This window comes from Micromonospora sp. NBC_01739, assembly GCF_035920385.1.
In the GTDB taxonomy this organism is placed as follows: Bacteria; Actinomycetota; Actinomycetes; order Mycobacteriales; family Micromonosporaceae; genus Micromonospora.
This window is the reverse complement of the sequence record NZ_CP109151.1, coordinates 4,888,980-4,907,476: the sequence shown is the minus strand read 5'-3', so window position 1 is coordinate 4,907,476 and position 18,497 is coordinate 4,888,980. Positions and strand designations below refer to the sequence as shown.

The 18,497-nt window shown below is 69.4% G+C and carries 18 protein-coding genes, 1 tRNA gene, 1 pseudogene and 1 riboswitch; of the genes and pseudogenes, 12 read left to right on the top strand and 8 right to left on the bottom strand.

The annotated features are described in order from the left end of the window. Window positions 1-94: 94 nt before the first annotated feature. Window positions 95-228, top strand: a riboswitch (cyclic di-AMP (ydaO/yuaA leader). Window positions 229-295: 67 nt separating this feature from the next. Next, complete coding sequence (locus OIE53_RS22255) at window positions 296-1,282, top strand: NlpC/P60 family protein (protein ID WP_327023450.1); 987 nt, start codon at window positions 296-298, stop codon at window positions 1,280-1,282. A gap of 2 nt (window positions 1,283-1,284) precedes the next feature. Here the strand turns inward: OIE53_RS22255 and dcd are convergent, their stop codons facing one another. Further along, the gene (gene dcd / locus OIE53_RS22250; protein WP_013730777.1) at window positions 1,285-1,863 is read right to left on the bottom strand and encodes a dCTP deaminase; all 579 of its coding nucleotides are present in this window, start codon (window positions 1,861-1,863) and stop codon (window positions 1,285-1,287) included. A gap of 75 nt (window positions 1,864-1,938) precedes the next feature. Between dcd and OIE53_RS22245 the strand changes: the two genes are divergently transcribed. Next, window positions 1,939-2,484 (top strand): pyridoxamine 5'-phosphate oxidase family protein, encoded by a 546-nt coding sequence (locus tag OIE53_RS22245; RefSeq protein WP_327023449.1) that lies wholly within the window; start codon window positions 1,939-1,941, stop codon window positions 2,482-2,484. A gap of 67 nt (window positions 2,485-2,551) precedes the next feature. Here the strand turns inward: OIE53_RS22245 and OIE53_RS22240 are convergent, their stop codons facing one another. Beyond that, window positions 2,552-3,568: a zinc metalloprotease gene (locus OIE53_RS22240; protein ID WP_327023448.1), complete on the bottom strand. Its 1,017-nt coding sequence runs from the start codon at window positions 3,566-3,568 to the stop codon at window positions 2,552-2,554. Window positions 3,569-3,782: 214 nt separating this feature from the next. Here OIE53_RS22240 and OIE53_RS22235 point away from each other — a divergent pair. Beyond that, window positions 3,783-3,856 (top strand) — tRNA-Gly (locus OIE53_RS22235). Between the two features lie 171 nt (window positions 3,857-4,027). On the opposite strand, the gene OIE53_RS22230 is transcribed toward OIE53_RS22235, so the two are convergent. After that, window positions 4,028-6,109: a multicopper oxidase family protein gene (locus OIE53_RS22230; protein WP_327023447.1), complete on the bottom strand. Its 2,082-nt coding sequence runs from the start codon at window positions 6,107-6,109 to the stop codon at window positions 4,028-4,030. 406 nt (window positions 6,110-6,515) lie between these two features. After that, on the bottom strand, window positions 6,516-6,986 hold the full coding sequence (locus tag OIE53_RS22225; RefSeq protein ID WP_327023446.1) for a hypothetical protein: 471 nt from the start codon (window positions 6,984-6,986) through the stop codon (window positions 6,516-6,518). Between the two features lie 83 nt (window positions 6,987-7,069). On the opposite strand from OIE53_RS22225, the gene OIE53_RS22220 reads away from it, so the two are divergent. Beyond that, complete coding sequence (locus tag OIE53_RS22220) at window positions 7,070-7,384, top strand: hypothetical protein (RefSeq protein ID WP_327023445.1); 315 nt, start codon at window positions 7,070-7,072, stop codon at window positions 7,382-7,384. Beyond that, the gene (locus OIE53_RS22215) at window positions 7,381-7,785 is read left to right on the top strand and encodes a hypothetical protein (protein WP_327023444.1); all 405 of its coding nucleotides are present in this window, start codon (window positions 7,381-7,383) and stop codon (window positions 7,783-7,785) included. The genes OIE53_RS22220 and OIE53_RS22215 overlap by 4 nt, the downstream gene beginning before the upstream one ends. A gap of 279 nt (window positions 7,786-8,064) precedes the next feature. Here the strand turns inward: OIE53_RS22215 and OIE53_RS22210 are convergent, their stop codons facing one another. Beyond that, a complete protein-coding gene (locus OIE53_RS22210; protein WP_327023443.1) occupies window positions 8,065-8,493 on the bottom strand; it encodes a hypothetical protein in 429 nt (142 codons plus the stop codon). Between the two features lie 88 nt (window positions 8,494-8,581). Beyond that, on the bottom strand, window positions 8,582-9,340 hold the full coding sequence (locus OIE53_RS22205) for a helix-turn-helix domain-containing protein (RefSeq protein WP_327027329.1): 759 nt from the start codon (window positions 9,338-9,340) through the stop codon (window positions 8,582-8,584). A gap of 244 nt (window positions 9,341-9,584) precedes the next feature. On the opposite strand from OIE53_RS22205, the gene OIE53_RS22200 reads away from it, so the two are divergent. From OIE53_RS22200 to OIE53_RS22190, 3 genes and pseudogenes are all read left to right on the top strand, one after another. Beyond that, a complete protein-coding gene (locus OIE53_RS22200) occupies window positions 9,585-10,796 on the top strand; it encodes a helix-turn-helix domain-containing protein (RefSeq protein WP_327023442.1) in 1,212 nt (403 codons plus the stop codon). A gap of 152 nt (window positions 10,797-10,948) precedes the next feature. Further along, window positions 10,949-11,314: pseudogene (locus OIE53_RS22195) on the top strand (hypothetical protein); the annotation flags it as partial. A 453-nt stretch (window positions 11,315-11,767) separates the two neighbouring features. Further along, the gene (locus OIE53_RS22190) at window positions 11,768-12,652 is read left to right on the top strand and encodes an LLM class flavin-dependent oxidoreductase (protein WP_327023441.1); all 885 of its coding nucleotides are present in this window, start codon (window positions 11,768-11,770) and stop codon (window positions 12,650-12,652) included. Between the two features lie 13 nt (window positions 12,653-12,665). Here OIE53_RS22190 and OIE53_RS22185 read toward each other — a convergent pair whose 3' ends face one another. Next, window positions 12,666-13,097 (bottom strand): ASCH domain-containing protein, encoded by a 432-nt coding sequence (locus tag OIE53_RS22185; protein ID WP_327023440.1) that lies wholly within the window; start codon window positions 13,095-13,097, stop codon window positions 12,666-12,668. Window positions 13,098-13,206: 109 nt separating this feature from the next. On the opposite strand from OIE53_RS22185, the gene OIE53_RS22180 reads away from it, so the two are divergent. Beyond that, the gene (locus tag OIE53_RS22180) at window positions 13,207-13,722 is read left to right on the top strand and encodes an alpha/beta hydrolase (protein ID WP_327023439.1); all 516 of its coding nucleotides are present in this window, start codon (window positions 13,207-13,209) and stop codon (window positions 13,720-13,722) included. Between the two features lie 12 nt (window positions 13,723-13,734). On the opposite strand, the gene OIE53_RS22175 is transcribed toward OIE53_RS22180, so the two are convergent. Then, a complete protein-coding gene (locus OIE53_RS22175; protein ID WP_327023438.1) occupies window positions 13,735-14,277 on the bottom strand; it encodes a phosphoribosyltransferase in 543 nt (180 codons plus the stop codon). Window positions 14,278-14,457: 180 nt separating this feature from the next. Here OIE53_RS22175 and OIE53_RS22170 point away from each other — a divergent pair, with 180 nt between their 5' ends. The 3 genes from OIE53_RS22170 (at window position 14,458) to OIE53_RS22160 (ending at window position 18,284) form a co-directional block, all read left to right on the top strand. After that, complete coding sequence (locus OIE53_RS22170; protein WP_327023437.1) at window positions 14,458-15,084, top strand: septal ring lytic transglycosylase RlpA family protein; 627 nt, start codon at window positions 14,458-14,460, stop codon at window positions 15,082-15,084. A 100-nt stretch (window positions 15,085-15,184) separates the two neighbouring features. Beyond that, on the top strand, window positions 15,185-16,312 hold the full coding sequence (locus tag OIE53_RS22165) for a PP2C family protein-serine/threonine phosphatase (protein WP_327023436.1): 1,128 nt from the start codon (window positions 15,185-15,187) through the stop codon (window positions 16,310-16,312). 115 nt (window positions 16,313-16,427) lie between these two features. After that, complete coding sequence (locus OIE53_RS22160; RefSeq protein WP_327023435.1) at window positions 16,428-18,284, top strand: acyl-CoA dehydrogenase; 1,857 nt, start codon at window positions 16,428-16,430, stop codon at window positions 18,282-18,284. The last annotated feature ends 213 nt before the right edge of the window (window positions 18,285-18,497 follow it).

Genomic DNA, 18,497 nt, shown 5'->3' with positions numbered 1-18,497 from the left:
GTCACGGCGTGGATCTGTTGTGTATCGACGGAGGTCGTCCCTAAGCTGGGCACTTGTCGGCCCGATGGCAGTTCCGCCCAGCCGGGGCGGTGACGGTCCGACACCGCCGAGTCGCCTGTGCGAGCCGGGGACCCAGGTACCCGGGGTGAATCCGCGATCCGCGCGGTAGGGCGCCCCCTTCCCGCCCGAACCCGTCAGCTAACCCGGTAGGCGGTATGGGGAAGAAGGAGTTGGGAGCCCGGTGGCACACCATGCCCCGCGGCCACCGTCCCCCCGGGCGATGACGCCCGGCCCGGTGACGGCTGCGCCGCGATCTCACTGGTACCGCTGCACCACCGCACTAGCCGCCCTGTCCGCGACCGCCGTCATCCTCACCGGCGGCGCCACGGCGGCCCACGCCGACCCGTCCGTCGACGCCATCGAGCGCCGGATCGACGCGGACTGGAACCGGCTGGAACCACTCATCGAACGGCACAACGCCACCCGGCAGGATCTGGCCGGCAAGCGCCGGGAGGCGGACTCCCTGGCCGCCCGCATCGCCCCCCTCCAGCGCCAGGTCGACGAGGCGATGAGCCAGGTAGGCGCCCTGGCGGCACGGGCGTACATGGGTGACACTGTCGGTGCCGTCAACGCGCTGTTGGGCAGCAGATCCCCCGGCGAGGCCGTGGAGCAGATCGGCCTGCTCGACCGGTACGCCCACCACCAGCAGCAGGCCGTACGACAGGCTGCCGCGCTACGCGACGAACTCGCCGCCGCCAAGGCCCGGCTGGACGTGGCCATCGGCGAGTTGACCCGGACGGAGGTCGCACTCGCGGGGAAGCGACGCCAGATCGACGCCGAGATCGACCGGTTGCAGCGGCTGCGACTGCGGGCGTACGGCCGGGGTGGTGGCGGCCCGCTGCGGCCCGCGCCCTGTCCGGCCGACTATCCGGGCGGGGCGGCCGGGGTGGCGGTGAAGTTCGCCTGCGCCCAGATCGGCAAGCCGTACTCCTGGGGTGCTGAGGGACCCTACGCGTACGACTGCTCCGGTCTGATGCTCGCCGCGTGGGCGCGGGCCGGGGTGGCCCTGCCGCACAACGCGGCCCGGCAGCGTCAGGTGACCCGGTCGGTAGCCCGTAGCGCCCTACGCCCGGGTGACCTGGTCTTCTACTACCGGGATCTGCACCATGTCGGCATGTACGTCGGCGACGGCTGGGTGGTGCACGCCTCCCGCGCCGGTCAGCCGGTGAAGATGAAACGGATGGAGAGCAGCCCCGTCCACAGCTTCGGTCGGCCCGGCTGAGGTCAGCGGGTCGGCCAGGTGCGCCAGTTCTGCCAGGCCCGGCTCGGGGTCGGGCCGCGCTGGCCCTGGTAGCGGGAACCGTAGACGGCCGACCCGTACGGGTGCTCGGCCGGCGAGGAGAGCCGGAAGATGCAGAGCTGACCGATCTTCATGCCGGGCCAGAGGGTGATCGGCAGGTTCGCCACGTTGGACAGCTCCAGCGTGACGTGCCCGGAGAAGCCGGGGTCGATGAAGCCCGCGGTGGAGTGGGTGAGCAGACCCAGCCGACCCAGGCTTGACTTGCCCTCCAGTCGACCGGCGAGCTGGTCACCCAGGGAGATGACCTCCAGGGTGGAGGCGAGCACGAACTCGCCCGGGTGCAGCACGAAGGGCTCGCCGTCGGGCACCTCCACCGGGGAGGTCAGGTCGTCCTGCCGGGTCGCCGGGTCGATGTGGGTGTAGAGGTGGTTGTTGAAGACCCGGAACAACTTGTCCAGGCGTACGTCGATGCTGGAGGGCTGCACCAAGGTGGGCTCGAAAGGCTCCAGCGCGAGGGTGCCCGCCTTGATCTCGGAGACCAGGTCGCGGTCGGAGAGCAGCATCGCCACACCATACCGATATGGCTGACCTGCGTGTCGCGCTACCTGACTAGAACGTATGTTCGATAAGATGTCGGCATGGCTTCCTGGTCCGATTTCGCCGCCGACGAGCCCCGACTCGCCGACGCGATCCGCCTCCTCATGCAGCAGTACGGCCCGGGCTTCGGCTACCTGGCCACGGTCCGCCCCGACGGCGGGCCCCGGGTGCACCCGGTCTCCCCGGTGATCACCGATGACGGTCTCTACTGCTTCGTGATCGACTCTCCGAAGCGGCGTGACCTGGAACGCGACGGGCGCTACGCCCTGCACTCCTTCCCGCCCGAGGAGAGCGACGACGAGGCATACCTCGCCGGTCGGGCCTGGCCGGTGACGGACGACGCCACCGTGGCCCGCCTGGCGCTCGCCGCCCGCGCCGCGCCCCAGGTCGACTGGCGGCTGTTCGAGTTCACGATCGAGGTGGCGATGCTCAGCCGCCGTGGGCACGCCAACCCCGAGGTGCCCGGCGAGCACGGCGGGGTGCCGGCCGTCCAGGTCTGGCTCGACCCGGCGACCACCGCCCCCCAGGCCCAGCGGCCCGCCTCCCTGGCGGCCCACTCCGCCCGCCGCGCCCGCTGCGCGGCCTGACACCAGCCGGTGCCGGCCCCGTCGAACGGGACCGGCACCGGAGGCGGTACGTGCCGAAGGGCTCGCGTCAGGCGGCTCGGTAGGTGTTCCAGGCGCTGATCATGCGGCTGGCCTGGCCCGCCGTGAACTGGTACATGCAGGAGTCGTACGAGTAGTCCATGAAGTTGGTGATCGGGTCGAGGCCCGGGGCGGAGCAGGTGTCCCGACCGGTCGGGCAGCCGCTGGCCGGGGAAGCCTCCGCCGGGGTGTCCGAGACCTGGTCACCCGAGCCGGAGCAGCCGCCCTGGAAGGTGTGGTACAGGTTCAGCCAGTGACCGACCTCGTGGGTGCCGGTGTCGCCCTGGTTGTAGTTGGTGGCCGTGCCGCCGGGCAGCGACTCGCTCAGCACCACCACCCCGTCCATGCTGTTGAGCGTGCGCTGCGGGAAGGTCGCCCAACCGAGCAGGTTGTTGCTCAGCGCCCCCAGGTAGATGTTCAGGGTGTTCTTGCCGCCGACCCGCAACTGGGTCTTCATCTGCCGCTCGGCGGTGGTGCCCTGCCGGATCGGGTACCAGGAGGTGTTGGTGACCCGGTTGATGCTCTGCAACTGGAAGGCGAAGGCGGTCGCCGCCCCACCGGACGCCCCGCTGAAGGCCTGGTTGAGCACGTTGATCTGAGACTGGATCATCGAGTCGGGGATGTTTCCGCCGGCCCGGGTGGTGTCCCTGCGGATCACGTGCACCACGACCGGGATGGTGACCGACGCGGCGGCGGCCTGGGTGCCGAGGGAACGCTGGCCGACCCGCTTGGCCCGCTCCTGGAGCAGGTCGGCGAACTCGGCCTCCCGCTGGAGGACCTGGCTCTTGGTCAACTCGTTCGGGTCGTGCGCGAGGACGCCGCCATCACGGACCCGGGCCGCACTGCCGGTCGGGTCGGCGCACTCCTCGTCGGCGTGCGCGTGCGCGTGCCCGGCGGCCATCGCCGGGCTGGCGGAGATGGTGGCGGCCGGCAGCGCGCCGACCGTTACCAGGCCGAGCGTCACGGCCAGCGACGTCGATGCGATACCGGCGAGGCGCCGGTGCAGCAGGACGGGACGGAGTCCCATAAGCCCACCTCTTTCTGTCGACGCGACCGGGGGGTTGTGTCGCGCCGTGCGGAAAACGTGAGGCAGACGTTACAACCCATCGATAGATTTGAGAATGGGCATATGTTGCCGGCCTGAAACTTCTTGCCGGTCCGTGGGTCGGCCCGGCGGTCGGAGGACGATCGGGGTGCCTGGGTGCACCAGGCCGGTCGACTCAGGTACAGTGGTCCCGCTTGCGGGTGTAGTTCAATGGCAGAACATCAGCTTCCCAAGCTGACAGTGCGGGTTCGATTCCCGTCACCCGCTCCACGTACAGAAGCCCAGGTCAGGACATGTTCCCGACCTGGGCTTCATTCGTTCCGGTCACCTCCTGGGCTTGCCGTGCCCGCTACGTGCCCGATCCCGCCCCTTCTTGCACTGCTCGCTGAGCCCGTCCGCGAGGAGATCAGCGAGCAGTGCAAGGCCCGGAATGCACCGGGACTAGATCGGGGTGGCTGTGTCCGGTTTCCGTGAGGTGGCCGCCAGCGCGGCAGCGCCGATGGCGGCGGCGGACAGCCCCACCGCTCCGGCGATGGCGCCCGCCACGTTGGGGCCACTGGCGCGACCACCGTCACCAGTAGCCGGCCCACCCTTCGGCCACCCGATGAGGTACGGCCGCATCATCTCGTTGTCCTCGTGCTCCAGGATGTGGCAGTGCCACACGTAGCGGCCGGGCAGATCGAAGAAAGCCTTGATCCGGGTGATCTCACCCGGCAGGGCGATCACGGTGTCGAGGAAGCCGCTCTCCTGCGCGCTCGGCGGCTGGTTGCCGTCGGCTCCGCGGCCGACCACCTGGAACTGGATCTCGTGGACGTGGATAGGGTGCGCGTCCATCGTCCGGTTGTCGAGCTCCCAGATCTCGGTGGAATTGAGTGTCGGGTTCTCGGTGATCGGATCGTCCCACCGCAGCGGTACGGCCGTGCCGCCGGCCGTGACGGTGCCGAGCAGGGCCGCGATCGGACCGCAACCGGTTGAGGAAACCTGCTCGTTGAGCGAGAGCCGGCGGGTGTTGGTCGCCGTGCCCAGGGGTGTGAACTTGGGCAGGCGGAGCTGATCCGGCGGGACGCTCTTGTCCGCACCGATCCGGGGCCCGACGACGAACTTCATCACCTGTCCGGTCGTGTTGACGTCCGCGAACCCGTCGTCGGCAGGCACGCCGGTGAACGGCCCGTCCGGCCCCTCGTTGATGAGGAACAGCTCAGTGCCAGCCGGCACGTCGGTGAAGTCCACGATCACATCCGCCCGCTGGGCATTGCCGAGCAGGATCTGGTCGAGCCGCACCGGCTTGGGCAGGAAGCCGCCGTCGGTGCCGATCAGCCACATCGGCAGGGCCACGGCGGCAGGTCGCGGGGCTGTCGGGTTCGCCGCGATCTTCAGGACGAGGAAGCGCGAGTTGCAGCCGTTGAGCAGGCGCAGCCGGTACCGTCGCTTCTCGACCTTGAGCTTTGGCCACGTCCGCCCGTTGACCACCATCGTGTTCGCGAAGAACTCGGGGTTCCAGATCGGCGGCACGTCGCCATTCGGGATGTAGTCGGCCGGATTGGTGCAGTCGCCAGAGAACGCCCGCGTGCCCGGGTAGAAGAGCGACCCGTCCGGGTTGAACGACCGGTCCTGGATGGCCAGCGGGATTTCGTAGTAGCGGGTGCCAGGCTTGTCACCGATCGCGGGGGCGGGACCGGGCAGGACACCGGGGGGCAGGTCCGACTTGCCGCCCCGGAGAAGGTAGAAGCCGGCCGGGCCGGCGTACACGTTCTGCCGGGTCATGCCCAGGGTGTGATCGTGGAACCACGCGGTGGTCGCTCGCTGGTCGTTGTCGTAGTGGAAGGTGGCGGTCCCCGGCTTCCACTTGATCCCGTGTCGCCGCTCGAACTTCCGCCGGAACTCGTCATAGAAGCTGCCCACCGTTGCGAAGCCGGCGGGGATATTCTTCGCTCTCGGCAGATACCACGCCTCCGGGTACCCATCGCTCTCTTCCCGGCTGTGCCCGCCGTGCAGGTGGACGACCATCGGCACGGGACCGATGTACGGGCCGGGCGTCTCGGTGAACGTGGGCATGGAGTCCCGTCCGGCGATCCCGCCCGGGGGGTTGGCCCAGTGCAGGGTTGGGTCGACCGGCAGCAGGTGCGGCAGGAACTTCCCCCGCTTGTCGACCAGCTGGTTGATCCAGGTCACCCGCACCGGGTGATCCACCCGAGCGTTGATCGTGAACGACGGGAAGCTGAAAGTCCCCTTGTGCACGGCCGAGCCGTAGCCCCAGACCGTCGTGCTTGGCAGACCCGGTGGCAGGACCTGTTGCGAGAACTGCCGCACCCCGATCAGATATTCCTCGATCTTGTGCTTGCCGTGCTTGTGCGCCGGTGGCATGGCTGGCGGGATCAGCAACTCCGTCACGTACTTCTGGATGGTCGTGGGATCGAGTATCGGCTGCGCCAGCCGAATGGGCGCCGCCCATGCCCCACGCGGAGCGACCAGCAGGGCTGCGCTGCCAGCACCTGCGATCAGCAACTGCCTTCGCGAGATCACTATGTCTCCTTCATGCCGTGCTGTCCGGGGTGGGCATGAAGGCGAATTTAGTACCAGGGGCGGGGCTTCAGGCGAGGAAGCGGATAACTCGTCACTGGTTCCTGCCGAAGCCCGAAGTCCGCAGCCGCGTGCTTCAGACGGGAGAGCCATGGCCCAAGGCGGGGTGTGGCCGGCGTGCCGACGAGGGCCGGACTCCGGGTGGACTGCAAGGGGTCGGTTTCGGTGTTCACCCGGAGACCGACGTCGACCTGTTGATGGTGTCTCGTTGGACGGCCTCGGCCTGATCGACGCGACAACGGGTGCGAAGGTCGCGCGGGACCGTCACCCTGACCGATGACCTGTCACCGTCCGGGCCGGACCTGACCTGTCCGGGCACCACCTGGTGGCACGTCTTCCGTGGCACCTGTCAGGGGGATGGGCGAAGGCTGGCGGCCACCGCCCCGCGAACTGCTTGTTCGTACTGGTTTCGACGGAACACGAATGGACCGAAGTCCCCATAGTCGCGCTGGGGCCGGTAGGGCTGGGAGAAGCCGCGCCAGATCACCGATTCCTCAGTAGTGATCACCTGGGCTTCCAGGGGCCAGCAGCCGACCTCGCCGCAGTCGCAACCGAGTAGGGCGATCACACCTTTCCCGCGGTAGGCGGAGTTCGATCGTCCGGTGAGGTAGGCATCCAGGTCGCCGAAGTTGAAGTGATCGAGAACGATCCCGGCATATGCTCCGGGCACATCGTGACCGGCCGCGCGCTCGAAGTCCGAGACCAGGTCCACCAGGCTCACATTGTCGACGTACGGCAATAACTCGCGTGCCGGGTCGGGAGCCTGGCCCCACGGACCGATCTCGAAGCGAACCGTGCGAATCAGCGGCTGAGTTGGCACAAGGCCCGAGTCTGCCGTACGGCCGCTCTGCGGCCGGGTGTTGCGGGGCGCCAGGACGGTGCTACCGGAGTACGCTGATCGGTATGACCACGGTGAAGAAGCTGTCGATCTCCGTCCCTCAGGATGTGGCTGAGACGTTGGAGCAGCAGGGCCCGGGCAAGGCGAGCGCCTACGTGACCAGGGCCGTGCGCGCCCAGAGGGCGTGGGAGCAGTTCCGTGACGAGCAGGCTCGCCGTGGAGTGACGGTGACCTCGGAGGGCATGGCCGCCGCCCGCGCCCGCCGGTACGCGGTGCAGGCCGAGTGGCCTGCGGAGCGATTCGCGTCGGTCCGCGAGCGGGCCCGCCAGCACATGGAGCAGGAGCAGGCCGACGGGGACCAGTCGGCGTCGGCCGCGTGAGCCCCGAGGACGAACTGCCCCCGGTCACGCTCGTGCTGGACCGCTCGGCGCTGCTGGCGTACGTAGCAGGATCGATCCACGCCGTAGAGCCAGTAGGCGAGGTCATCACCGACCGGCAGCGCTTCGGCGTCACCGCCGTCACCGTGGCCGAAGCCTTGAAGCTGGTGGCCGATTCGAAGGACCGGAAGGACCTCCACACACTGCTGGCGATGGATGCCTGCGCGGTGCTGCCCACGTGGGGCGAGGACTGGTTGGAGCTGTCGTACTGGCTGGGAATGACCAGTCGGGTCGACCTGGCCACGACGGTGCTGGCGTCGCTGGAGTACGGGGCGCAGATTCTGACCGGGGAGGGTCACCGCTACGGCGAGGGCCTGCCGATCAACAACATGCCGAATCAGTGACCGGGGCGCTGGCTCGCGGCTGATCCGTGAGGGGTCGGAAGAGGCTTGGGGCTGGATGTGTGGGCGCTGTCGAGCTGAATCGGTGGTGCTATCAGGCGGCAGCGCCATCGCGGCGGCCATGACGGGCGAACCAGGCGGACGCCGAGCCCGTACCCGCCACATCAGCGGCAGGTGACCCGTTTGAGCCCTCAGCTCGACAGCGCTCTGTGCACCCACTCCACCCGGCCTCGGTCATCTGGTGCCGATCGCCGATGAGGAATCGCCGATGAGGAGATGCCCTCAGTCGAGCCACCACGCCTGCAAGTCGGCACCAGCCGGAATGAAGCGGAGCACGGTAACCGCCACCCCGCCCACGATCCCGGCCAGCAGGAGGACCCGAGACCGCCGTGGCAGTTCGTGCCGCTTCCACGCCAGCAGCGCCGCCGAGTAGAGCGCCAGCAGCGGGCTGGCCAAGCCGCCGAGATAGAGCAGCGAGGTGATTCCGTACAGCCACAGGAAAGGGTTCCACCCGTGCATTCCGAACGGGATCAGGTCCTTCGGGTCGTACGCCCCTGTCTGCATTTCCGCTGGGCCCACCTCGGCGGCGGCCATCCGGCCGAGCCAGAGGGCTGCGACGATGGCGAAGGCGACGATCAGCGCCAACTGGGCGGCGGCGACGGTGCGCAAAAGCGGCGGGCGGCCCGCAGCAGCATCGGCCATGCTCGACATGCCGCCAGCGTAGATCGTCGGACCGTGCACGGGCGATAAGCAAGTGTTATCGGGGCCGCGTGAGGCCGCTGGCTACGGCGACCACGCGCTATTCAGCTGCGGTGTTGTACCGGTCGAGCGTTGCCTTCGAGGTGGAGGCGTCACGGAAGATGAGTTCCCAGGGGCCGGTGTTGACGTCCATGTCCTTGCCGAATCCGACCCACTTTCCGGCCATCCGTCGACCGGTGGGCTCGGCGAGTAGTTGGATCGCGCCGTGATAGCGGGCGCCCCGGTAGTAGCCGGCTGGGTCGGTCTGCTCGACCCACGTTCCGGTGGCCACGGCACCGTCCACGGTCAGATCGAGTGACAGAGACGATGACGCCGAGCCGGGCAGGCTACGCGCGGTCAGTCGGTCGCCGTGCTGGAGCATGACCAGGAAGTGTTGCCCGGCGAAGGAGTCTCCTCGGCCGCTGGAGTGGTACTGGTAGCGGCTGAGCCAGACACCTTCGTAGGACCTGTGGACCGTGGATGCTCTGGCGCTTGGCGTCGGCGTGGCCAGGTCGGACATGGGAGATGTCAGGTCGTGGCCACCGTGTTGATCGTCGGCTACGTGCTCGTTGGGCACGGCGGCGAAACCGAGCAGCGAGATGGGTAGGCCGGTGACGACCTCCAGCGCGCGGGCGTAGACCGGTCGTGGCGCGGTGATCGCGCCGGACTCCCATCGCTGGACGAGTCTCTTGTTGGCGTCGTTGGGCTCGCCGACGCGGTGGCCGGCGGCCTGGAGCGCGCGGGCGAAGTCGTCCTGGCTCATGCGCATCCCGGTGCGGACGGCACGCAGGGCGGTGTTCGGGACGGTCATGAGCGCCAACCATAGCGGCATGTCGCCTAAATGTCGCCGGACAAACAGCCAGATTATCGTTGTATGGCCTAATCGTAGGCGACATTCTGGCGTCGTTCGGTGACGACGTTTGGCGGCCGAGATTGTCACTGCGCTTTTGCTGACGCTGGGAACCCCGGCGTGTGAGGGGTTATGGGGTGGCTTGCCTGTCGGTAGCGTGGTGATTGCGGCCGATGGGTCGTGGTCTTCGCCGCGTTACGCGAGGAGGTTCCGGGTGGATTCCTTGCCGGAGTTGACGTTCGGGCAGCGGCTGAAGGTCTACCGGGAGCGGTCCGGGAAGACTCGTGCGGTGCTCGGTGGCCTGGTGGGGCGTAGCGCCGAGTGGGTCAAGGCGGTGGAGACCGATCGAATTCTGCCGCCGCGCATTCACATGCTGGATCGGATCGCGCGTGCCCTGAAGATCGACGTGTCGGTGTTGGCCGTGGAACTGGGTGACCGGTCTGCGACGGTCAACGGGCCAGAGCATCCCGCGCTGGCGTCGGTCCGGGACGCGGTGAACCGCATCCCCCTTACCGGTGACACCCCGGCGGAGTCGTTGGTCGGTCTGAGGGAGCGGCTTGCGGTGGCGTGGCGGGCGCGGCATCAGGCGTCGGATCACCGTACGGTGCTGGGCGGGTTGTTGCCGGGGTTGCTGCGCGACGGGCAGCGGGCCGTGTTGGCGTACGAGGGTGAGCAGCGGCGGCAGGCGCAGGCCCTGCTGGCGGAGACGCTCGGGCTGGCGCAGATGTACATCGCGTACCAGCCCGCTGCCGAACTGCTCTGGCGGGTGGCGGATCGGGCGATGGTGGCGGCGCAGGAGTCCGGTGATCCGGAGGCGATCGCCCGTGCGGGGTGGTTCCTGTGTCAGGTGCATCGGGACGCCGGAGACTGGGACACCGCGATGGCGGTGACCCTGGACGTGCTGTCGGCGCTGGAGTCGCGGGCAGCCGACGGAAGCACGAATCTGCTGGCCTTGTGGGGTGCGCTGAACTTCGAAGCCGCGTACACCGCTGCTCGTGCCGGTGAGGAAGGGCGGGCCTGGCGGTACTGGGACCGTGCGGACCAGGTGGCACAGCGCCTGCCGAAAGGCTTCTACCAGCCGCAGACGTCGTTCTCCCAGGTCATCATGGGCGCTCATGCGGTGACCGTGGCGGTGGAGCTGCAGAAATCCGGCGAGGCGGTGCGGCAGGCTAATCGACATGACGCGGCGGCGATCCCGTCGAGGCCGCGTCGAGCACGCCATCTCATCGAGGTCGCGCGGGCGCACCACGGCAAGGACGACAAGGAAGCGACCGTGGCGACGCTGCGAAAGGCGTACGAGTCGGCTCCGGAGACGATCCGCTTCAACGGGTACGCCCGCCAGATCACCTTGGACCTGCTCGACGGGCCGCGTTCCATCCGAGATGACGCCCGTGACCTCGCGGTCAAGGTCGGGCTCGTGCCGTGATCCAGGGGTAGGAACCTTACCCGTTCCGCCTCGCCACCGGCCGTAGCTTTCCGCTCACGGGATGCGGCGGGCGGTGCGATTAACGCCTGGTCGCCGCGTCCCCCGCAATCAGAGGGTGGCGGTAACAGCGCCCTCGTGATCGGCGAGGGAGGTTACGTGCGGCGCGTCTCGTACGACGAGTATCTCTCCGCTACGGCGTTGACGTTCGCGCGGCGGCATCGGCCGGTGTGGTCCTGGCAGCACTGGCGGCGCCTTTGCCGCTGCGGAGCCGAGTTGCCATGCCGTGCCCTGCACCGGATTCCGATCAACCGTGGTCACTGGCCGCAGGAGGGTGAGCAGTGACCGGCGGACCGGAGCGGGCGATTCTCGCCGTACACGTTCGTGGGCTCGATGGCATGTGTGCGGGTTGCCGGGCATGGTGGGCGCGGCTGGTGCCGTACCCGTGCTGGCAGGTGGACTGGGCGACCAGTCGGCAGGCCCGCGCGAGCGTGGCCCGGTTCCTGGAGGGTGTGCGGTGAGCACCCACGGCCCGGTGTTGCCGATCTGGAGCTGTGGTGGCTGTGACCTGCCGTGGCCGTGCCCGACGCGGCGGCGGGAGCTACGGGCGGAGTATGCCGGTGCGCCGGTGTCGCTGGCCCTCTACCTCGGTGTCTGTCTTGTCCAGGCCGCCGAAGACATGCCCTGGGCACCTGCCGGCGCACTGCACGGGCGCTTCATCGGCTGGGCCAGGCAACCGCCAGCAGGACAGCAACCGGGTCGACACGCCGGAACGAGATGAGCGTCGGCTCCGTTGACCACCGGATCCCGTAGGTGGCCGACGGTCGATACGCTGCGGCCGTGGGAGCGATCAAGCCGTGGCAACTGTTCATTCTCAGCCTGTGCTGCCTGGTGCCGCTCGCCGCGGCGGCCGTCGCCGGCTTCTGGGTTTCGCGACGGGACCGCAAGTAGGGGTCGCCCCTCGCCGTACCCTGGTGATCATGCGGATTGGCATCGTGATTCTGCCCGACCAGCGCTGGTCGGTGGCCCGGCACCGCTGGCAGCAGGTCGACCAGTGGGGGTTCGACCACGCCTGGACGTACGACCATCTGGGCTGGCGGGATCTGGTGGACGGGCCCTGGTTCGACTCGATGGCCACACTGACCGCCGCCGCGACGGTGACCTCCCGGATCCGGCTCGGGACCCTGGTGGCCTCGCCCAACTTCCGGCATCCGGCCGCCTTCGCCCGGCAGGTGACGGCGCTCGACGACGTCTCCGAGGGGCGGGTGCTGCTCGGGATCGGCGCGGGTGGCATCGGCTTCGACTCGGCGGTGCTCGGCGGCGAGACCCTGCCGCCACGGCAGCGGGTGGACCGGTTCGGCGAGTTCACCGAGCTGCTCGACGGGATCCTGCGCAACGACGGTACGACCTGGCGCGGCGACTGGTTCGCGGCGGTCGACGCCCGCAACAACCCGGGTTGCGTGCAGCAGCCCCGGGTGCCGTTCGTGGTGGCCGCCAACGGGCCCCGTTCGATGCGACTGGCCGCCCGGTACGGCCAGGGTTGGGTGACCATCGGTGTCGGCGGCGACGACCTCGACGCCTGGTGGGCGGGGGTGGCCGAGACGGTGGCCCGGTTCGACTCGGTGCTGGCGGCGCAGGGGCGTGACCCGGCCGATCTGGACCGCTATCTCTCCTTGGACGCGGCTCCGGTCTTCTCGCTGAGCAGCGCCCAGTTCTTCGCCGACCAGGTGGGGCGGGCAGCCGAGCTGGGCTTCACCGACGTGATCACCCACTGGCCCCGGGAGAGCAGTTGGTACGCCGGTGACGAGGCGATCCTGGCCGAGGTCGCCACCGGCCTGCTGCCGCAGTTGCGCGGCTGAGGACGCCGGGGGGTCAGGTGCTCAGGTCGCCGGTGGCGATTCCACCGTCTCCGGCGCTGACCAGGCGGAAATGGACGCAGACGATCTGGGTGTCGTCGGTGACCGGGGTGCCGATGCGGGCCCAGTAGGCGGCGTGACCGGCCCGCCACTCCTCGATCGAACGGTCGCCCTCGCCCTCGGCACGGGCGAAGTCCCAGGGCACCTCGGCGAAGCGGCACGCCTGAACATCGGTCACCTGGACGACACCCACAAGCGTGTCGTGGTCGTCGACCAGGACCAGCCGTTCACCGATGTGCTCAAGTTCCTCGCCGTCTGTGGCGTACTCGTCGAGCAGGCCGGCGGTCGCGGTCTTCACCCCGTTCAACACCAGGGTGTTGAGGCTGGTTCGCAGCTCACCGGGGGTGCCGAGAGCTAGGGTGCGCAGTCCGCCGATCCGTGGCCACATCCTGCCGAGGTTACCGCCCGACCGGCCGGTCGGGCGGCGGTGTCGCTTCGGCCGTGCCGATGCGGCTGCTTCGACGGTACGGTCGACACCCGATACGAAGGAGATGGCCATGGCGGACCGACGTGCGGTGCTCATTCCGGGCCGTGGCTACGACACCCGGTACCCACTCTTTCTCTACCTGGGTGAGGCGCTGCGGCGGGCCGGTTTCGGGCTGGACGGGATCTCCTGGCAGGTGCCGGAGGACTTCGATGTGGACACCATCGGCCGGTGGGTCTGCGATCAGGTGTCCCCAGCCCTGACCGAACGCACGGATCTGCTGGTCGGGAAGTCGCTCGGCACCCTGGCCGCGCCGTTGGCGGCGGCGCGGGGGTTGCCCGCCGTCTGGCTCACCCCGCTGCTGCACCGTGGCGAGTTGATCGACGCGCTGCGCCGGGCCACCGCCCCGTTCATCCTGGTCGGCGGTACGGCCGACTCCTCCTGGGACGGCGCGACCGCCCGGCGGCTGACCCCGCACGTGTTGGAGATCCCGGCGGCCGATCACGCGTTGATGGTGCCGGGGCCGCTGGCCCACTCCGCCGAGGCGCTCGGCCGGGTCTGTACCGTCGTCGAGGGCTTCGTCCGCTGAGCGGAACCCCCTTCACTCCGGCAGAGTGGTGAGGGCGTGGATGCGCAGGGTGGTCGCGACGGACGGGGGGCAGTCGACGACCACGGCCGAGGTGCCCAGGGGTTCCGCGCCCAGGCTGGCGCAGATGTCGTAGAGGGCCTGCACCTGGGCCCCGGTTGCCACCCAGTCGTCCACCACCAGCACCCGGTCGCCCGCGCTCAGGTGCCGGCTCGACACCCCCAGGTCGACCCGTCGGCCACGGAAGTCGGGTGGGCTCTGCGCCCAGGTCAGCGGCCCGGCGGGTAGCCGCCCGTCGCCCGGTTTGTGGGCCGGTACGAAACCGACACCCAGGGCGGTGGCGGCCAGTGGGCCGAGCAGGAACCCGGTGACCGCCGGGGCGAGGACCACGGTGGGGCGGGCGGCCCGGAAGGGCGCTACCAGGGCGGGGCCCAGTTCGGCGAGGACCTGGGGGTCCCGCCACCAGCCGGAGACGTCGCTGACCAGGTGACTTGCCCCCGGGCCCGGATCGACCCAGCGGAACAACTCGACGAGACGCTGGCTGAGCTCGGCGGACATCCTTCTATCCTGTGCCGTGGTCGCCTGGGGCAGCGGGCCGCCCGGCCGATCGCGGGTCGGATGATCGGCTTCAGGTATCGCCGCAATTCCGACCATACCACCATGATCACGTTGACTTCCGAAGTGCTTCTCTCGTTATGGTCCGACCCGATTTGCTCCGCTGAGGAAAGGACCGGGCCGGTGACAGCCAAGCACCCCCGTACCCGCAGGATCACCTCGCCGGCCGGTATCGCGGCCAGCGCGGTGGTGGCCGTAGCCCTCGCTGTCGGCGGCACCGTCGGCGCCGTGCGGTTGACCGCCGGCTCCGAGCCGGTCGCGATCGACCTCCCGCCGACCCCGACCGCCTCGGCGGTGGCGAGCGGCTTGCCGAGTCCCAGCGCCAGCGCCTCGCCGACGGTGACCGCCAGCCCGACCCCGAGCCGTACCGCGCAGGCACCCTCGCGGAGCAAGCCGCGTACCCCCAAGGCGACCCCCACCGCGAAGCCGACCCCCACGGCGAAGAAGACCACCGCCCAGCCGGTGGTGGAGACGGGATCGTGCGGCGCGTCGTTCTACTGGCAGGGGCAGATGACGGCCAACGGCGAGACCTTCAACCCGGCGGAACTGACCGCCGCGCACAAGACCCTGCCGTTCAACTCCAAGGTGCGGGTGACCAATCCGGCCAATGGCAAGTCGGTCACCGTCCGGATCAACGACCGTGGTCCCTTCATCGCCGGTCGATGCCTGGACCTGTCCCGGGCGGCCTTCGCCCAGATAGCATCGCTCGATCTGGGACACATCGAAGTCCGGTACGAGGTGCTCGGCTGAGCCGGTGCCGGGCGGCGATCGGCTCTGAGCCGCGATCCTGGTGGCCAGATCCTGCTCGTACGAGGGGCCAGGTTCGTGCTTTCGGTCATATCCATCAGGCATGCTGTCGGACGTACGCACTCGACTCCTCCAGCCGGGCACTAGCCCGCTGAGCCCCGGATCCCGCGCCGGCCTCGGCGCGGCCCTCGTTCTGCTCGCGATCGTCTCCACCTTGGAGCTGGCCGACGGCCGCGCGGCGAACTATGTCGCCCTGATGGTGGCCGCACCCTTCCTGGCCGCCGCGTTGGCCTCCTGGCGGGTGGTGCTCGGGGTGGGTACGGTGGCCGCCCTGCTCGGGGCCGGCTTCGCACTGGCCGAGCGGATGATGTCGCTGCCGGCCGCGGTGGGGGTGGCCGGCATCGTGGTGGGCACCGGCATCGCCGCCGCGGTGGCCTCCGTGCGGGAGCGACAGGACAAGCAGATCGCGGAGTTGTCCAAGCTCGCGATGGTCGCCCAGCAGGCGGTGCTGCGTCCCCTGGGCCCCCGGGTGGGGACCCTGTCAGTGGCGGGGCGCTACATCTCCTCCACCGCCCGGGCGGAAATCGGCGGGGACCTGTACGAGGCGATCGACACCCCGTACGGCGTACGCATGATCATCGGAGACGTACGCGGTAAGGGGCTGGAGGCGGTCCGGCTGGCCAGCATCGTGCTGGGCTCGTACCGCCATGTGGCCTACGAGCGGGCCGACCTGCGGGCCGTGGTGGCGGACCTGGACCGCGCGGTGGCCCGCAATGTCGGCGACGAGGATTTCGTCACCGCCGCCCTGGTGGAGGAGCGTGGCGGCACCCTGACCATCGTCAACTGCGGGCACCCCGCTCCGCTGTTGTTGCGCGGTGGCGCGGTGATCCCGCTGGAGCCTCCCGCCCCCGCCCCGCCGTTGGGGTTCATGCCGGTGGTCCGTCCCCGGGTGGAGCGGCTGGAGCCGGGCGACCGGCTGCTGCTGTTCACCGACGGCCTGGGCGAGGCCCGCCGGGACGGCGAGTTCTTCCCGACTGCGGACCGGGCCTGGCGGCTGCTCGGGCACGGGACGGTCGCCGACGGCCTGGCGTCGCTGGAGACCGCCCTCAAGGAGTGGGTGCACGGTCGACTGGACGACGACATCGCGCTGGTGTTGATGGAGTACACGGGCACTTCCAGCGGGATGACCGCGGTCGTACCGAGCTGGGAGGTCGGTGCGGCCGAGAGCTGACCGGACGGGTGTGTAATTGCCGTCACTTCGGCGAGCGACTTGTCGCTGTCTACCCGCGAGTAATACAGTCGGGGTTACTGATCGGTAACACCTGTCCGGAAGCGGGGCCAGCGGCATGACCCACTACAAGAGCAACCTTCGGGACCTCGAGTTCAACCTGTTCGAGGTGTTCGGGGCGGACCGGGCGTTCGGCCAGGAGCCGTACACCGAACTCGACGTCGACACGGCGCGCACCTTCCTAGCCGAGATGGACCGCCTGGCCCGTGAGGATCTGGCCGCCAGCTACACCGACAGCGACCGCAACCCGCCGGTCTTCGACCCGGCCACCCACACCGTGCCGCTGCCGGAGTCGTTCAAGAAGTCGTACCAGGCGTTCATGGACTCCGAGTTCTGGCGGCTGGACCTCCCCGCGGAGCTGGACGGCAGCAACGCCCCCCGGATGCTGTGGTGGGCCCTCGCCGAGCTGGTGCTCGGCTCGAACGCCCCGATCTGGATGTACGCCTCCGGCCCGTCCTTCGCCCACGTACTGCGGGTCGAGGGCACCGAGCGGCAGAAGAAGTGGGCCAAGCTCTTCGTAGACAAGCAGTGGGGCTCCACCATGGTGCTCACCGAGCCGGACGCCGGCTCGGACGTGGGCGCCGGCCGGGCCCGGGCCATCCCGCAGCCGGACGGCACCTGGCACATCGAGGGCGTGAAGCGCTTCATCACCTCCGGTGAGCACGACCTTAGCGACAACATCGTCCACTACGTGCTGGCCCGCCCGGTCGGCGTGGAGGGTGTGGGTGGCCCCGGCACCAAGGGCCTGTCGCTGTTCGTCGTGCCGAAGTACCACTTCGACGAGGAGACCGGCGAGCTGGGCGAGCGCAACGGCGTCTACGCCACCAACGTCGAGCACAAGATGGGCCTGAAGGTCTCCAACACCTGCGAGCTGACCTTCGGCGAGCACGGGGTGCCCGCCAAGGGTTGGCTGATGGGTGACAAGCACGACGGCATCCGGCAGATGTTCATGATCATCGAGTACGCCCGGATGCTGGTCGGCACCAAGGCGATCGCCACCCTCTCCACCGGCTACCTGAACGCCCTGGAGTACGCCAAGAACCGGGTGCAGGGCGCCGACCTGCTCCAGTCGACCGACAAGACCGCCCCCCGGGTCACCATCACCCACCACCCCGACGTACGCCGCTCGCTGCTGCTGCAGAAGTCGTACGCCGAGGGTCTGCGGGCCCTGGTCTGCTACACCGCCTCCTGGCAGGACAAGGTCGCCATCGCCGAGGCGGCCGGTGACGAGAAGGCCACCAAGCTGGCCAAGCGGGTCAACGACCTGCTGCTGCCCCTGGTCAAGGGGGTCGGCTCGGAGCGGGCGTACGAGCTGCTCGGGCACGAGTCCCTGCAGACCTTCGGTGGCTCCGGCTTCCTCCAGGACTACCCCCTGGAGCAGTACGTCCGGGACGCCAAGATCGACACCCTGTACGAGGGCACCACGGCGATCCAGAGCCTCGACCTGATCTTCCGGAAGATCGTCCGGGACAACGGCAAGGCCCTGATGGCGGTGGCCGCCGAGATCCAGGAGTTCATCACCACCGAGGGCGGCAACGGCCAGCTCAAGCAGGAGCGCCAGGCGCTCGGCAAGGCACTCGCCGAGATCCAGACCATCCTCGGCGTGCTGACCGGCTGGCTGGGCGAGGCGCAGGGTGGCGACACCCGCGCCCTCTACAAGGTCGGGCTGGCCAGCCGGCGGTTCCTGCTGGCGATCGGCGACCTGGTGGTCGGCTGGCTGCTCCAGAAGCAGGCGGACGTGGCGCTGAAGGCGCTGGCCGGGGAGGTCTCGGCGGCGGACAAGGCGTTCTACACCGGCAAGGTGGCCGCCGCCCGGTTCTTCTCCCGGGAGGTGCTGCCGCGCATCGGTGCCGACCGGCGGATCATCGAGGGCACCGACCTGGACATCATGGACCTCCCGGAGGAGATCTTCTGACCTGCGGGTGACGGCTCGGACGGCCGGTGGGCGTACTGCCCGCCGGCCGTCGGCGTTCCCGTACCGGTCCGTTCGCCCCTTCGGCACCGGACCCGGTCACCCCATACCGTTCGTCTGATTCGTCCCCCGGGTGGGCGGGGGTGTTCGCCCGGCGCGGCGCGGGTAACCCCGGTCCGGACGGGTAACCGACGCGGGCCAGTCAAGTACGCCCAG

What these genes read in the sequence shown, in the direction of transcription:
- OIE53_RS22180 (WP_327023439.1), top strand. Translation starts at nt 13,207, where the DNA reads ATGGCGGACCGACGTGCGGTGCTCATTCCGGGCCGTGGCTACGACACC.
- OIE53_RS22175 (WP_327023438.1), bottom strand. Translation starts at nt 14,277, where the DNA reads ATGTCCGCCGAGCTCAGCCAGCGTCTCGTCGAGTTGTTCCGCTGGGTC.
- dcd (WP_013730777.1), bottom strand. Translation starts at nt 1,863, where the DNA reads ATGCTGCTCTCCGACCGCGACCTGGTCTCCGAGATCAAGGCGGGCACC.
- OIE53_RS22240 (WP_327023448.1), bottom strand. Translation starts at nt 3,568, where the DNA reads ATGGGACTCCGTCCCGTCCTGCTGCACCGGCGCCTCGCCGGTATCGCA.
- OIE53_RS22165 (WP_327023436.1), top strand. Translation starts at nt 15,185, where the DNA reads ATGCTGTCGGACGTACGCACTCGACTCCTCCAGCCGGGCACTAGCCCG.
- OIE53_RS22160 (WP_327023435.1), top strand. Translation starts at nt 16,428, where the DNA reads ATGACCCACTACAAGAGCAACCTTCGGGACCTCGAGTTCAACCTGTTC.
- OIE53_RS22220 (WP_327023445.1), top strand. Translation starts at nt 7,070, where the DNA reads ATGACCACGGTGAAGAAGCTGTCGATCTCCGTCCCTCAGGATGTGGCT.
- OIE53_RS22185 (WP_327023440.1), bottom strand. Translation starts at nt 13,097, where the DNA reads ATGTGGCCACGGATCGGCGGACTGCGCACCCTAGCTCTCGGCACCCCC.
- OIE53_RS22245 (WP_327023449.1), top strand. Translation starts at nt 1,939, where the DNA reads ATGGCTTCCTGGTCCGATTTCGCCGCCGACGAGCCCCGACTCGCCGAC.
- OIE53_RS22210 (WP_327023443.1), bottom strand. Translation starts at nt 8,493, where the DNA reads ATGTCGAGCATGGCCGATGCTGCTGCGGGCCGCCCGCCGCTTTTGCGC.